Here is a 13,383-nt window from a genome sequence, read left to right on the forward strand (position 1 = left end):
ACAATCGCCCCCCATGCCTGCACCGAGCCGTATTGATCAGATCGCCGAGCGCGTCGAACGTTTGCTTGTGCGCCACGAAGAGGTGCAGCGAACCAATGCGCTGCTGCAAGAGCAGGTGAATGCGCTGACGCGCGAGCGCGACGCGCTCAAGTCGCGCCTGGCCGCGGCGCGCAGCCGGCTCGATGCGCTGCTCGAGCAGCTGCCGGCCGATCCTCCACAAGACGCCTCCTCCAACCGATGAAACAAGTCGAAGTCCAGATCATGGGCCAGAGCTACCTGCTCGGCTGTCCCGAAGGCGGCGAGCAACAGCTGCGCGAGGCGGTCGAGCGGGTCGATGCCGCGATGTGCAAGATCCGCGACGCGGGCAAGGTCAAGGCGCGCGACCGCATCGCGGTACTGGCCTCGCTGAACCTGGCCTTCGACCTGGCGCAGCGTGAAGCCTCCCTGGCCGCCGCCACGGCGCCATCGCCGCCGGTCTCCGCGCCGGCGCCAGCCGTGGCCCCGGGCACCAGCGAGCTCGACGACGGCCCCGCCGCGCAGCTGATCCAGCGCCTCGATCAAGCCCTCGCCGGTGACGGCCATTTGCTCTGAGACCTACCCGCAGGGGCCGCGGCAGGCGTAAAATTCACTTCGTCTGCGGTGTGCGTCGGGCTCTATATGTCCTTGTTCCAATGCTCTACGGAGCCGGGCTTGGTATATCGCTTGGCGGGTGTGATCATCTCGCGTCAGATGAACCCGAAGCCTTGCTGCCCTCGCCCACCTGAACCCCGGTTCAGGATGCGAGTCCGGCCCCACTCGCAGACACCTTTTCTCGACGGCCACGGCCCCGCTTTCGGGGCCGTGGTTTTTTTAAGTTCAAGAAAACCAAGAGCTTTCCATGACGATCGCCCCCTTGCTGGTTGCCGAACTTGCCTTGCTCGGCGTTGGCACCGGTTTCCTCGCCGGTCTGCTGGGCATCGGCGGCGGCATGCTGATGGTTCCCTTTATCACCATCATCCTCGGCCATCGGGGCGTCCCGGCCGACCTGGCCGTCAAGATGGCCATCGCGACCTCGATGGCTACCATCATCTTCACATCGATCTCCAGCGTGCGCGCGCACCACAAGCGTGGCGCGGTGCGCTGGGACATTGCCCGGCGGCTCGCCCCGGGCATCGTGATCGGCAGCCTCGTGGGCAGCCTCGGCGTGTTCGCGCTGCTCAAGGGGCAGGCGCTCGCGATTTTCTTTGCGCTCTTCGTCGGCTTTTCAGCCACGCAGATGTTCCTCGACAAGAAGCCCAAGCCCACCCGGCAGTTGCCGGGCACCGGCGGCCAGCTTGCGGCCGGCGGCGCGATCGGCTTCATCTCGGGCCTCGTGGGCGCGGGCGGCGGCTTCATCAGCGTGCCCTTCATGACGTGGTGCAACATCGCGATCCACAATGCGGTGGCGACCAGCGCGGCCCTGGGCTTTCCCATCGCATTGGCCAACGTGGTGGGCTACGTGGCGAGCGGCCAATCGGTGCAAGGCCTGCCCGAGGGCTCGATCGGCTACATCTGGCTGCCGGCGCTGGGAGTGATCGCGATCTCCAGCTTCCTCACTGCGCCACTTGGCGCCAAGGCCGCGCACAACCTGCCGGTGTCGAAGCTCAAACGCGTATTCGCGAGCATCCTGTACGTGCTGGCCGCCTACATGCTCTGGAAAGGCCTTCGCGGCTGAGCGCAAATCCCTGCATGCGGTCGGCTTCTCTATACGCGCGCGGCGCCGCGCCGTATAACCTGGCATGCGGCGCATGGCCGCAGGTTCCAGACAACGAGAGGTTTGCATGAAGATCCTGGTCGCCGTCGACGGCAGTTCCCATACCCAGAAGGCGCTCGACTACCTCGTCGCCCACCGCGCCATGTTCGTCGATGGCAATGAACTCGTCATGGTGCACGTGTGCACCGGTGTGCCAGGGCATGTTGCACGCCACCTGAGCCGCGAGGTGATGGCGGACTACTACACGGAAGAGAACGCGAAGGTGCTCGAACCCGTCAAGGGCTTCTTCGAGAAACATGGCATTGCAAACTTCCGCAACCAGGGACGCCATGGCCATGCGGCCGAGGAAATCCTGAAGGCCGCAACCGAGGCCGGGGCCGAGCTGGTCGTGATGGGCACGCATGGCCACGGCATCTTCGGCCGCGCGCTGATGGGCTCGGTGGCGACCAAGGTGATCGCGGAGACGGACATCACGGTGCTGCTGGTGCAGTAACCGAGCGGGAATTCGGCTGCGGGCCTACCCCACCTCGAACAACCCCTTGTGCTGCTCCCGCAGCAGCGCCTTCTGCACCTTGCCCATCGTGTTGCGCGGCAGCTCCGGCACGATGAAGCAGCGCTTGGGAATCTTGAAGTTCGCCAGCTTTGCCTTGAGCTCGGCGACGATCGCCTCGCCATCGAGCGCCACGCCGGGCCTGGCCGTGACGACCGCCACGCCGACCTCGCCGAAGTCCGGATGCGGCACGCCGATCACGGCGCTCTCGGCAACGCCCGGCATGTCGTTGATATAGCCCTCGATCTCGGCAGGGTAGACGTTGTAGCCGCCGCTGATGATCAGATCCTTGCTGCGGCCCACGATGGTCACGTAGCCCAGGTCGTCGATCCGGCCGACGTCCCCGGTCTTGAAGAAGCCGTCGGAGGTGAACTCCTCCTTCGTCTTGTCGGGCATGCGCCAGTAGCCGGCGAAAACATTGGGCCCCGACACCTCGATGTGGCCGATCTCGCCGGTCGGGCATGGCTGGCCGGCGTCATCGCGAACGCGCAGCTGCACGCCCGGCAGCGGAAAGCCCACCGTGCCGCCCCGCCGCGCGCCCTGCACGGCGCTGTACGGGTTGGACGTGAGCATCACGGTCTCGCTCATGCCGTAGCGCTCGAGGATGGTGTGGCCGGTGCGTTCGCGCCAGGCCTCGAAGGTCTCGAGCAAGAGCGGCGCAGAGCCGGATATGAAGAGCCGCATGCCGTTGCACGCTTCGCGCGTGAGCGTGGGCTCGGCCAGCATGCGCGTATACAACGTGGGCACGCCCATGAACACCGTCGCGTCGGGCAGGCGCGCCACCACGCGCTTCGGGTCGAAGCGGTTGAGCCAGATCATCCGGCTGCCGCTGATCAGCGCGCCGTGGATGGCGACGAAAAGACCATGCACGTGAAAGATCGGCAGCGCGTGGATCAGCACGTCGACGCCGTGCCGCCAGCCCCAGTAGTCCTTCAGCACCTCGGCGTTCGACTGCAGGTTGCGGTGCGTGAGCATTGCGCCCTTGCTGCGACCCGTGGTGCCGCTGGTGTAGAGGATCGCCGCCAGGTCGTCCGGCTTCCTCTGCGCCACGCGGTGCTGGTCGCTGCACTGCGCCGCCACTTCGAGCAGCGTGCCCCTGCGGTCATCATCCAGCGTGAACACGTGCCTTGTCCCGGCCGCAGTCGCCAGTGGCGCCACCCAGCCGGCATTGGCGCTGCTGCACACGACCACCGCGGGCTCGGCGTTGCCGAGGAAGTAGGCGATCTCCGCCTCGCGGTAGGCGGTGTTGAGCGGCAGGAACACGTACCCGGCGCGCAGGGTCGCCAGGTAGAGCATCATGGCCTCGACCGACTTTTCCACCTGCACCGCAATGCGATCGCCGGGCTTCAGCCCCATCGCATCGAGCAAATTGGCGATCATGGCGCTGCCGCGTTCCAGGTCGCGCCAGGCGTAGTACAGGCCGTCATCGGTCTCGACCGCGATCGCATCGAGGTTCGATGGGAAGGCCGCACGCAGCACGGCGAAAAGATTGGCGTTGGTCGGGTCGGTCATGTCATGAGGTGTTCAGAAGACGGGCGGGCGCTTGGCAAGAAAGGCGGCGATGCCCTCGCGATGCTCGGGCGAATCGGCATAGTCGTAGGCGGTGGCGAGCAGGCTTTCGGCGGAAACAGCCGCCAGCGTACGCTTGTTGGCGCGCGCGGCCTGCGGCGCCAGCGCTGCAACGCGCTGCGCATGCGCCAAGACCTTGGGGGCCACCTCTGCATCGGGCAGCACTGCCAGCAGAAAGCCGGCGTCAAAGAGGCGCTGCGCGTCATGCACGCTCGCGGCCAGCAGCATGTCCCGCGCAAGCGTGTGGCCGACGGCGCCACGGACCAGGGCCGCTTCGCGCGGCGCCATCGGGAACCCCAATTTCGCGATCGGCGCACCGAACTTCGCGCTCTGGCCGGCAAGCCGGATGTCGCAGCAGCTCGCGATCTCCAGCCCCGCGCCCATGCACGCGCCCTCGATCTGCGCGACCAGCGGCAGCTCGCAAGCCAGCATGGCTGCCAGCGCGGCCCAGACTTCGTTCTCGTGGAATTCGCGCAGCGAGGCTTCGTCGAAGCGGAACGACGGGTACTCCGAGATGTCCCCGCCGGCGCAGAACTGGCCATCTTCGCCGCGCACAACCACGCAGCGCAGCGAGCCGTCGCGGGGCAGTGCCTCGCCGAACACCGCGCGCAGCTCGCGCCACATCGCACGGGACATCGCATTGAGCCGCCCCGGATTGCCAAGCGTGACGAAGGCGATCGGGCCCACGCGCTCCAGCCTGACGGCGCCCGGCATCATTCGATTTTCGCGCCCGACGCCTTGACCACGCCTGCCCAGCGCTTGATCTCGGAGTTCACGAAACCACCATAGGCCGTGGTGACGAGGTTCGGGATCTCGGCGCCGTTGCTGGCCCAGATCGCCTTGAGTTCCTCCGTGGCGAGCGCCTTGCGCATGTCCTCCACGATCTTGGATTGAACTTCGGCCGGCGTGCCCTTGGGCGCCCAAAGTCCGTACCAGGTCGTCACGGTGTAGTCGGGCAGGCCCACTTCGGACGCGCTCGGCACATCGGGGAAGGCGGAGTTGCGCTTGCCGCCCGCCATCATCAGCGCCTTGATGCGGCCGGCCTTGATGTGCTGCGCGGAAGAGCCCAGGCCATCGAACATGCAGTCGACATTGCCGGCGATCAGGTCCTGCAGCGCCGGGCCCGCACCGCGGTAGGGGATGTGGGTGATGAAGGTATTGGTCTGAAGCTTGAAGAGCTCGCCGGCGAGGTGATGCGAGGTGCCGGCGCCGGCCGAGGCGTAATTGAGCTTGCCTGGATTCCTCTTGGCTTCGGCGACGAAATCCTTCAGCGTCGTGGCCGATACGCGCTTCGGATTGATCACCACCACCTGCGGCACGCTGGCCAGGAGCATCAGCGGCACGAAGTCCTTCTCGATGTCGTAGTCGAGCTTTGGGTAGACCGACGGTGCAATCGCGTGGTGCACGGCGCCCATGAAGAGCGTGTAGCCGTCGGGCTGCGCCTTGGCCGCGATGCTCGCGCCCAAGGTGCCGCCGGCGCCGCCGCGGTTGTCGATCACCAGCGACTGGCCGGTCGCTTTCGAGAACTGGGCTGCGAGCGGCCGCGCGAAGGCATCGGTGCCGCCGCCCGCGGGAAATGGAACCACCAGCGTCACCGGCTTGGCTGGCCAGGCCGATTGCCCGTACGCGGCCCCGCCGAGCGTGACGGCGGCACCGGCCGCGGCCAGGCGCAGGACATCGCGCCGCTGAAAGGTTGAGCTCATTGCTGTGTCTCCTGTCGTTGTGATGACCAATGCGCCGGGGCCTACGGCGCAATACGCATGGCCCCTCTCGGGATCAACCCTTGAGAAAGAGATCGTCCACTTCGCCCGACACCGCCACTTTGCCTTGCGAAAGCAGGGCGCGGTGCTTGTCGAGTCGCCTGAGATCGTAGAGGTAGTTGACCATGAGCCCGTAGGACTGCTTCAGACCCTTGGGCGAGGGATCGCCGGCCCAGTTGAGGCGCTCCACCCGCGCGCCATTGCCCAGGTGAAAGCGCGCCACCGGGTCGGCCGGCTTGCCCTCGGCAGTCGCGCGCCCCAGGTATTCGGCGGCGGCGTTCAGCAGCAGTTGACGCACCGGCGACTTGGCGTCGAGCGTGCTCGCCTCCTCTGCCGCGGCGAGCACGCGCTCAGCCGTGGGCGGCAGCGAACCGACCACCCGGCCCAGCTCGGTCTGGCGCTTCTCGTCCAGTCGGGTCAGCAGCGCGCCTGCATTCTTCGAGAGCCAGCCGCGAAAGCCGGGGATCGGGGACAGCGTGGCAAAGGTCTTGAGACGCGGCAGCTCGGCCTGCAGCGTCTCGACCACCCGCTTGATCAGCGAGTCGCCGAAGCTCACGCCGCGCAGGCCGTCCTGCGTGTTGCTGATCGAATAGAAGATCGCGGTGGTGGCGCGGTCGGCCTTGACCGGCGCCGCCGCCTCGTCGAGCAGCGGCACGATGCCCTCGCTGATGTGGTCGACCAGCGCCACCTCGACAAAGATCAGTGGCGTGTTGGGCAAGCGCGGATGGAAGAAGCCGTAGCAGCGGCGGTCGCTGTCGAGCCGGTTCTTGACGTCGGCCCAGCTCTTGATGTCGTGCACGGCTTCGTATTGGATCAACTTCTCGATCAGCGAGGCCGGCGAGTCCCAGCTGATGCGCCGCAGGTCCAGGAAGGCCACGTCGAACCAGGTCGAGAACAGGTGCTCGAGTTCGGCGTCCAGCGGAAGCAGGCGGCGGTCGCCCTTGAGATGCGGCAGCAATTGCGCGCGCAGGTCGACCAGGAAGCGCATGCCCTCGGGTTCGATGGCAAAGCGCTGCAACAGGCGCAGGCGCGGCGAGACCAGGGCGCGCCGCAGATGCAATTGGGCCTGGGGCTCTTCGGCCGTGCCCATCGCGGCCTGGTGGCGGTCGCGCGCCGTGCTGACCTTGCCCAGGTCGGGGGCAAAGCACTCGCTCATCAGCAGCCAGACGTCGCGCCGCTCGTCGAGCTCGCGCCCGGCGTACCACTGCACCACCGCATGGGCGCGGCGGCCGGCCTCGACCTCGCTGATGCGCGGATCGATCACGGCTTGCAGCTCGCCCAGCGCGCGGCGCAGCGCACGCGGCGCCAGCGCCTCGCCGGGGCGGCGCAGCGTGGCCTCGAGCCGCTCGGCCAGCGGACGGGGGCCGGCATTGGCGGCCTTAGGCGTCTTGGTGCCAGCGGCTTGCTTGCTCTCGGCGTCGGCGTTCGGGCGCAGCCGCGAGACATTTCGCGTGATCCAGTCGGAGGCATTGGTGATCATGAAATCAGCTTCGCTTTCTGTTGCGCAGCGACGGCCCGCAGGGCCTCGCGCTGGCGGCTCAGGTGGGTGCGCATGGCGGCCTCGGCCCCGTCGCTGTCGCGCGCCTTGAGCGCGGCAAACACGGCCAGGTGTTCCGAGAGGCTTTGCTCGAGCCTACCCGGTGCGTGCAACTGCTGCAGGCGTGCGAGTTTGAGGATCTTGCGCAGGTCGCTGATGACTTGGGCCAGCCAGCGGTTGTCGGCCAGCATGATGATGGCCTCGTGGATCGCAAAGTTGGTGGCGTAGTACTCGTTGATTCGCTTCGCGCGAGCATGGCGTGCCAGCCTGTCGTGCAAGGCCTCCAGCGCTGCCAGCTCGGCATCGCTGGCGTTGCGCGCCGCCTCCCATGCGCAGCGGCCTTCGAGCAGCGCGATCACCGGGAAAATCTCGTCCAGGTCCTTCTGCGTGACCTCGGCCACGAAGCAGCCGCGCCGCTGCTCGTGCCGCAGCAGGCCCTCGGCCGTCAGTACCTTGAGGGCCTCGCGCAAGGGTGTGCGCGAGATCGACAACCGCTCGCACAGTGCGGCCTCGTCGACGAAGCTGCCCGGCGCCAGGGTGCCCGCAAAGATTTCCTCGCGCAGGGTGGAGGCGACCTCGTCGTGCAGGGAGTTATGGACGATGCGCATGGGTGCTGTTGTACCAGGCCGGAGTGGCCGTGATTATCGGTAATTACGCGTAATTATCAACACGCAGGGTGTGGCGGAATCCGATCGCGGGCCCCGCAAAGCCTCAGCTCAGGAGCCAACTTCCCGGCAGTCAAGAACTGAGCCGCGGCGCGGAACCTTGCGCGCGCGACCGTCACACACTGTGTCGCCTGCGTTGTCAGGTGACGTCAACAACATCCGCAACAAGCTGTGAAAAGAGCGTCATGCACATCAAAAAGTCTCGCCCCCGCCCCGACCGCTCCGCTTACCAACCTTTGCTTTCCGAGGACTGGCGGGAAAGCCTTGGCAAGCTTTCACCCTCCGATCCGACTGCCAAATTCAATTCGCTGGTCCGCGAACTTGGCCGGCGACCCAGCTACATGCCAACTGACACTGAGTTGAGCATCTTGATCTCTGAATGCATGTTCCGTGGGAAGGTCAAACCCCTGAGCAACCTGCTGGCGCAGGTACCCTTGCAGACGCTCGAGATCAGCAGCCCCGCCAATGAACACGCATGGCGGACATTGCTCGAGGCCATGCCAGCCTCCAACTCGGTCAGCCAGCTCACCGTCTCCAAGCTGATCTTGTCCAAGCAAGAGTTCGATTGGGCTAGCACTTCTCTCCTGTTCGAACTCTTGGGTCAATTACCCGACCTGAAATCCCTGAACTTCAAGTCGTGTACCGTCCGATTGTCGGCGCCGCCCGATCCGCCGTCCTGCCCTCCCTTGCTCGAGCTGCGGAACCTGCACTTCGAGGATACGAACAAGCCCTTCAACCTGGCGTTGGAACTCCTCAACGCCTGCGCAAACTTGAGCGGGTTCCACCTCGACACAAATCATGGCATCGACGAAGGGGAGCATGACTCTCTCGCCGAGGCGCTCTCCGACAGGCATGCCCTCACGCTGCAGGAGCTGACGCTGAGGTACTTGCGAGATGAAAAATGCGTCCTGTCATACAGCGTCCTGATAAAGAACGCGGCAGCGCTCCACCACGTGGATCTTTCCCTTAACGAACTGAGCTCATCCACCCTCCAGAACTTGAAAGAGGTGCTGTCGGGCAAGACCGGGTTGACCAGCCTGTCGCTCGCAGGCTGCTGCCCCGCATCGGACGAGATGTTCTATGAGAAGCAAGTCGCACGGATCGTCAGTCTGGAGAGCCTCGTCAGTCTGGACCTCTCGCTCAACAAATTCCCCTCGTCGATGAAACCAGTGTTGATGGCAATAACGAGCCACCCACGCTTGCAGTCCCTCAACCTCTGCGACGTCACCATGAGCGGGGAGCTCGTTACCGACGTATTGCCCATCATTCTGGAGAAAAACACAACGCTCATTTCTCTGAAACTGCTGACTTTGAAAGACAGCGACTTTGCGCGCCTGGTCGTCGCCATGAACCAGAATCACTCACTGCGATCCCTGTCCATTCCGAACCTGGAGCGGCGGCTCTCCACGGTATCAGCAGAGGAGTCTCATCGGCTCTTTCCGAACTATCTGGCTCTCATGGGGCGAGTCGCGCTCAACGAGAGAGCCTGGGAGATCGCGGTCATGGAAGGCCCCATGCAGGTGGTGCTGGGCAGCATGAGTGGCATCGCTCCGAAGCGTGTTTTCCTCGACGTCGCCCGCTATGCAGCGGGTCATGTGGCCGCCGAGGGAACTGGCAACGAAGCGATGGCCTTGAGCCTCGTCAACAAGGAGGCCCACGAGAAAAGCCTGGCAGGCTTGGCAGCGCTGAAGCGCCTTCACGAAAGGAAGTAAGCCGGGTACCGGACGCACAGATGGAAGGGTCTCATGCCCTGCTCCAACGGCTCCACGTTTGGAAATGAGGTCACGCACCTGGCGTGATCCGGCCCTCCACGCGATCAGCCCGTCCGGTGCGCTCCGTAGGCCGGCTGCGCCGCAGGCGCGCTGGCATAGAGCCACACGCCGAACAGGATCATCGGCACGCACAGCCATTGACCCATGCTCATGTTGAGCGCCAGCAGGCCCAGGAAGTCATCCGGCTCGCGGAAGAACTCCGCAGTAAAGCGCATCACGCCGTAGCCGATGAGGAACATCGCGGAAACGCGGCGCTCACGCCGTTCCTTGCGCGCATACAGCCACAGGATCACGAAGAGCAGCAGCCCTTCGAGCAGAAACTGGTAGACCTGCGAGGGGTGCCTCGGCAGCATCGAGCCGCTCTGCGGGAACACCATGCCCCACGGCAGGTCGGCGCTGCTGAAGCGTCCCCACAACTCGCCGTTGATGAAGTTGCCGACGCGGCCCGCCGCCAATCCGGTGGGTACGCAGGGCGCGACGAAATCCATCACCTGCCAGAACGGCCGCGAACGTGAGCGCGCGAACCAGCCCATGGCGGCGATCACGCCGATGAGTCCGCCGTGAAAGCTCATGCCGCCCTGCCAGACGAAGAAGATCTCCAGCGGATGCGTGAGGTAGTAGCCGGGCTTGTAGAACAGGCAGTAGCCCAGCCGGCCTCCGACGATCACGCCCATCACGCCAAGAAAGAGGATGTCCTCCAGGTCCTTGCGCGTCCAGGCTCCGGGCCCGGTGATGGAGCGAAAGGGCTCATGCCGCAGCCGGCGCATGCCGAGGAAATAGAAAAGCGCGAAGGCGGCCAGGTAGGTCAGGCCGTACCAGTGGATGGCGACCGGCCCGAGTTGCAAGGCCACGGGGTTGATCTGGGGGTACGTCAGCATCGGGCTATTGTGCCGCGCGGCCTCGGCACGGCTGCGGCAGCGGCCGCATCCGTGGGTCATTCATGTCGAGCCATTCGCGGCGATGAACTGCACGAAGCGCGCGAGCGCGGGGTTGGGCCCGGCGGCGGGCCAGACCAGGCTGGTCTCGCAGGCCGGCAGTACGGGCGCCCGGCGCCGCGCAACGGGCGCGAACTCGGCCGCCGCGCGGTAGACCACGCCGGCACGCCGGAACTGCGTCACGCTCTCGGGCACCCACGCCAATCCCAGGCCGCCCCAGACCAGGTTGACGATGGTCTGCATCTGGATCGCCTCCTGCGCCACCTGCGGCGCGAGTCCGGCCGCGTGATAGAGCCCGAAGATCGCATCGTGGAGCGAGGGCACGATGCGCCGCGGGAAGATCACCAGCGGCTCAGCCAGCGCCTGCGCCAATGGCAGCTTCGGGCGGCGCGCGAGCGGATGCCGCGCCGGCAGCGCCAGCACCAGCGGCTCTTCCGACACCGGCAGGCGCTCCAGTCCGGGCGGCGCGAAGCCCGGCGAGTGCAGCATCAGCCCCGCATCGATCTCACCACGCGCGAAGGCCTCGAGCTGCACGTCGCCGGTAGCCTCGACCAGTTCCAGCGCGACCTCCGGGCATTGCAGGCGAAACTCGCGCACCCAGGCCGGAAGGCGCTTGAAGCCGATGGTTGAGACGAAGGCCAGCCGCACCCGCCCGAGCTCGCCAGCCGCCGCCGCGCGGGCACGCCCGGGCAGCGCCTGTGCCCGCGCCAGCAGCTCATGCACCTCGGGCAGCAGCGCCTCGCCGGCCGGCGTGAGGGCAACGCGCCGCCGCGTGCGATCGAAAAGCACCACACCGAGCGACCGCTCCAGCTGGGCAATGGCCTGCGTCACGGGCGGCTGCGTCATGTGCAGGCGCTGTGCCGCACGCCCGAAGTGCAGTTCCTCGGCAACGGCGACAAACTGGCGCCACGCGCGCAACTCGATGGAGCTTTCTCTCATACGTGGAGCATATCAATGCGCCTTGAAATTCGGATTGGAAGCAATCAGTCAATCGTCCGATACTTGCCTTCCCGATTTCCCCCACGAGCAGAGACACGATGGACACCAAGACTATCCAGATCAACCGCCGCAGCGCCAACATCGTCGAAGGCAAGTCGCGCGCGCCCAACCGCTCGATGTTCTATGCGATGGGCTACGAAGAAGGCGACTTCAAGAAGCCGATGGTCGGCGTGGCCAATGGCCACAGCACCATCACGCCCTGCAATTCCGGCCTGCAGAAGCTGGCCGACGCGGCCATCGCAGGCATCGAGGAAGCCGGCGGCAACGCGCAGGTCTTCGGCACGCCCACCATTTCGGACGGCATGGCCATGGGCACCGAGGGCATGAAGTATTCGCTGGTGAGCCGCGAGGTGATCTCCGACTGCATCGAAACCTGCGTCGGCGGCCAGTGGATGGATGGCGTGCTGGTGGTCGGCGGCTGCGACAAGAACATGCCCGGCGGCCTGATGGGCATGCTGCGCGCCAACGTGCCGGCCATCTACGTCTACGGCGGCACCATCCTGCCGGGCCGGTACAAGGGCCAGGACCTGAACATCGTCAGTGTGTTCGAGGCGGTGGGCCAGAACGCCGCCGGCAACATGAGCGACGAGGACCTGAAGGAAATCGAGAAGCGCGCCATTCCCGGCACGGGCTCCTGCGGCGGCATGTACACCGCCAACACGATGAGCTCGGCCTTCGAGGCGCTGGGCATCTCGCTGCCCTACTCCTCGACCATGGCCAACCCGCACGACGAGAAGGCCAACTCGGCCAAGGAGTCGGCCAAGGTGCTGATCGAGGCGATCAAGAAGGACATCAAGCCGCGCGACATCGTGACGAAGGAAGCGATCGAGAACGCGGTAGCAGTGATCATGGCGACCGGCGGCTCGACGAATGCGGTGCTGCATTTCCTGGCCATCGCGCATGCGGCCGGCGTTGAATGGTCCATCGACGATTTCGAGCGCATGCGCAAGAAGGTGCCGGTGATCTGCGACCTGAAGCCCAGCGGCAAGTACCTGGCGGTGGACCTGCACCAGGCCGGCGGCATCCCGCAGGTCATGAAGATCCTGCTGAACGCCGGCCTGCTGCACGGCGACTGCATCACCATCACCGGCCAGACCATCGCCGAAGTGCTGAAGGACGTACCGGACCAGCCGCGCGCCGACCAGGACGTGATCCGCCCGATCACGAACCCGATGTACGCCGAGGGCCACCTGGCCATCCTGAAGGGCAACCTGTCGCCCGAGGGCGCGGTGGCGAAAATCACCGGTCTGAAGAACCCGGTCATCACCGGCCCGGCGCGCGTCTTCGACGACGAACAGTCGGCGCTGCAGGCCATTCTCGACGGCAAGATCGTGGCCGGCGACGTGATGGTGCTTCGCTACCTCGGCCCCAAGGGCGGCCCCGGCATGCCGGAGATGCTGGCCCCCACCGGTGCGCTGATCGGGGCCGGCCTGGGCGAAAGCGTGGGGCTGATCACCGACGGCCGCTTCTCGGGCGGCACCTGGGGCATGGTTGTCGGGCACGTGGCACCCGAAGCAGCGGCCGGCGGCACCATCGCCTTCGTCAAGGAAGGCGACTCCATCACCATCGACGCGCACGAATTGAAGCTGGAGCTCAACGTGCCCGAGTCCGAAATTGCGAAGCGCCGCGAGGGTTGGAAGGCGCCCGCGCCGCGCTACACGCGCGGGGTGCAGGCGAAATTCGCCTTCAACGCCTCGAGCGCGAGTTCGGGGGCGGTGCTGGACAAGTTCTGAGCTTCACGGGGCGGCCTCGGAAAGGCTCGATGCGTTCGGGTTCGAAGTCCGGGGCGGGACCGGGCCGGTGGGGCGTGCTGCTCCGTTCATGTCCCCCGGCGGCCTGCGGCCGCCTCCTCCTTTACTTCACT

The 13,383-nt window shown here is 66.0% G+C and carries 13 protein-coding genes; 6 read left to right on the plus strand and 7 right to left on the minus strand.

The genetic code is table 11. From position 1 onward, the window contains the following. Positions 1-13: 13 nt before the first annotated feature. The 4 genes from E5CHR_RS18295 (at position 14) to E5CHR_RS18310 (ending at position 2,225) form a co-directional block, all read left to right on the plus strand. On the plus strand, positions 14-241 hold the full coding sequence (locus E5CHR_RS18295) for a cell division protein ZapB (RefSeq protein WP_162581156.1): 228 nt from the start codon (positions 14-16) through the stop codon (positions 239-241). Further along, complete coding sequence (locus tag E5CHR_RS18300; RefSeq protein ID WP_162581157.1) at positions 238-591, plus strand: cell division protein ZapA; 354 nt, start codon at positions 238-240, stop codon at positions 589-591. The genes E5CHR_RS18295 and E5CHR_RS18300 overlap by 4 nt, the downstream gene beginning before the upstream one ends. A 286-nt stretch (positions 592-877) precedes the next feature. Next, positions 878-1,693 carry a sulfite exporter TauE/SafE family protein gene (locus E5CHR_RS18305; protein ID WP_162581158.1) on the plus strand — a complete coding sequence of 272 codons (816 nt, stop codon included), beginning with the start codon at positions 878-880 and terminating at the stop codon, positions 1,691-1,693. A gap of 106 nt (positions 1,694-1,799) precedes the next feature. After that, positions 1,800-2,225, plus strand: coding sequence for a universal stress protein (locus tag E5CHR_RS18310; protein ID WP_162581159.1), 426 nt, complete (start codon positions 1,800-1,802; stop codon positions 2,223-2,225). A gap of 24 nt (positions 2,226-2,249) precedes the next feature. Here E5CHR_RS18310 and E5CHR_RS18315 read toward each other — a convergent pair whose 3' ends face one another. From E5CHR_RS18315 to E5CHR_RS18335, 5 genes are all read right to left on the minus strand, one after another. Continuing rightward, positions 2,250-3,794, minus strand: a complete 1,545-nt coding sequence (locus tag E5CHR_RS18315) for a malonate--CoA ligase (protein WP_162581160.1) — start codon at positions 3,792-3,794, stop codon at positions 2,250-2,252. 12 nt (positions 3,795-3,806) lie between these two features. Continuing rightward, on the minus strand, positions 3,807-4,565 hold the full coding sequence (locus E5CHR_RS18320) for an enoyl-CoA hydratase/isomerase family protein (protein WP_162583784.1): 759 nt from the start codon (positions 4,563-4,565) through the stop codon (positions 3,807-3,809). Further along, positions 4,565-5,554, minus strand: coding sequence for a Bug family tripartite tricarboxylate transporter substrate binding protein (locus E5CHR_RS18325; RefSeq protein ID WP_162581161.1), 990 nt, complete (start codon positions 5,552-5,554; stop codon positions 4,565-4,567). Before E5CHR_RS18325 ends, E5CHR_RS18320 begins: the two co-directional genes overlap by 1 nt. Positions 5,555-5,627: 73 nt before the next feature. Then, positions 5,628-7,091 (minus strand): malonyl-CoA decarboxylase, encoded by a 1,464-nt coding sequence (locus tag E5CHR_RS18330; protein WP_162581162.1) that lies wholly within the window; start codon positions 7,089-7,091, stop codon positions 5,628-5,630. Further along, positions 7,088-7,756, minus strand: a complete 669-nt coding sequence (locus tag E5CHR_RS18335; RefSeq protein ID WP_162581163.1) for a GntR family transcriptional regulator — start codon at positions 7,754-7,756, stop codon at positions 7,088-7,090. Before E5CHR_RS18335 ends, E5CHR_RS18330 begins: the two co-directional genes overlap by 4 nt. Positions 7,757-7,998: 242 nt before the next feature. Between E5CHR_RS18335 and E5CHR_RS18340 the strand changes: the two genes are divergently transcribed. Further along, positions 7,999-9,525, plus strand: a complete 1,527-nt coding sequence (locus E5CHR_RS18340; RefSeq protein ID WP_162581164.1) for a hypothetical protein — start codon at positions 7,999-8,001, stop codon at positions 9,523-9,525. Positions 9,526-9,629: 104 nt separating this feature from the next. Here E5CHR_RS18340 and lgt read toward each other — a convergent pair whose 3' ends face one another. Both lgt and E5CHR_RS18350 read right to left on the minus strand, forming a co-directional pair. Continuing rightward, positions 9,630-10,463 (minus strand): prolipoprotein diacylglyceryl transferase, encoded by an 834-nt coding sequence (gene lgt / locus E5CHR_RS18345; RefSeq protein WP_162581165.1) that lies wholly within the window; start codon positions 10,461-10,463, stop codon positions 9,630-9,632. A gap of 60 nt (positions 10,464-10,523) precedes the next feature. After that, on the minus strand, positions 10,524-11,459 hold the full coding sequence (locus E5CHR_RS18350; protein ID WP_162581166.1) for a LysR family transcriptional regulator: 936 nt from the start codon (positions 11,457-11,459) through the stop codon (positions 10,524-10,526). A 98-nt stretch (positions 11,460-11,557) separates the two neighbouring features. Here E5CHR_RS18350 and ilvD point away from each other — a divergent pair, with 98 nt between their 5' ends. Further along, positions 11,558-13,252 (plus strand): dihydroxy-acid dehydratase, encoded by a 1,695-nt coding sequence (ilvD, locus tag E5CHR_RS18355; protein WP_162581167.1) that lies wholly within the window; start codon positions 11,558-11,560, stop codon positions 13,250-13,252. The last annotated feature ends 131 nt before the right edge of the window (positions 13,253-13,383 follow it).

Source organism: Variovorax sp. PBS-H4, assembly GCF_901827205.1.
In the GTDB taxonomy this organism is placed as follows: Bacteria; Pseudomonadota; Gammaproteobacteria; order Burkholderiales; family Burkholderiaceae_C; genus Variovorax.

Bases quoted from the DNA above. Each gene is read 5' to 3' on its own strand.
- E5CHR_RS18295 (WP_162581156.1), top strand. From the start codon at position 14: ATGCCTGCACCGAGCCGTATTGATCAGATCGCCGAGCGCGTCGAACGT.
- E5CHR_RS18300 (WP_162581157.1), top strand. From the start codon at position 238: ATGAAACAAGTCGAAGTCCAGATCATGGGCCAGAGCTACCTGCTCGGC.
- E5CHR_RS18305 (WP_162581158.1), top strand. From the start codon at position 878: ATGACGATCGCCCCCTTGCTGGTTGCCGAACTTGCCTTGCTCGGCGTT.
- E5CHR_RS18310 (WP_162581159.1), top strand. From the start codon at position 1,800: ATGAAGATCCTGGTCGCCGTCGACGGCAGTTCCCATACCCAGAAGGCG.
- E5CHR_RS18315 (WP_162581160.1), bottom strand. From the start codon at position 3,794: ATGACCGACCCGACCAACGCCAATCTTTTCGCCGTGCTGCGTGCGGCC.
- E5CHR_RS18320 (WP_162583784.1), bottom strand. From the start codon at position 4,565: ATGCCGGGCGCCGTCAGGCTGGAGCGCGTGGGCCCGATCGCCTTCGTC.
- E5CHR_RS18325 (WP_162581161.1), bottom strand. From the start codon at position 5,554: ATGAGCTCAACCTTTCAGCGGCGCGATGTCCTGCGCCTGGCCGCGGCC.
- E5CHR_RS18330 (WP_162581162.1), bottom strand. From the start codon at position 7,091: ATGATCACCAATGCCTCCGACTGGATCACGCGAAATGTCTCGCGGCTG.
- E5CHR_RS18335 (WP_162581163.1), bottom strand. From the start codon at position 7,756: ATGCGCATCGTCCATAACTCCCTGCACGACGAGGTCGCCTCCACCCTG.
- E5CHR_RS18340 (WP_162581164.1), top strand. From the start codon at position 7,999: ATGCACATCAAAAAGTCTCGCCCCCGCCCCGACCGCTCCGCTTACCAA.
- lgt (WP_162581165.1), bottom strand. From the start codon at position 10,463: ATGCTGACGTACCCCCAGATCAACCCCGTGGCCTTGCAACTCGGGCCG.
- E5CHR_RS18350 (WP_162581166.1), bottom strand. From the start codon at position 11,459: ATGAGAGAAAGCTCCATCGAGTTGCGCGCGTGGCGCCAGTTTGTCGCC.
- ilvD (WP_162581167.1), top strand. From the start codon at position 11,558: ATGGACACCAAGACTATCCAGATCAACCGCCGCAGCGCCAACATCGTC.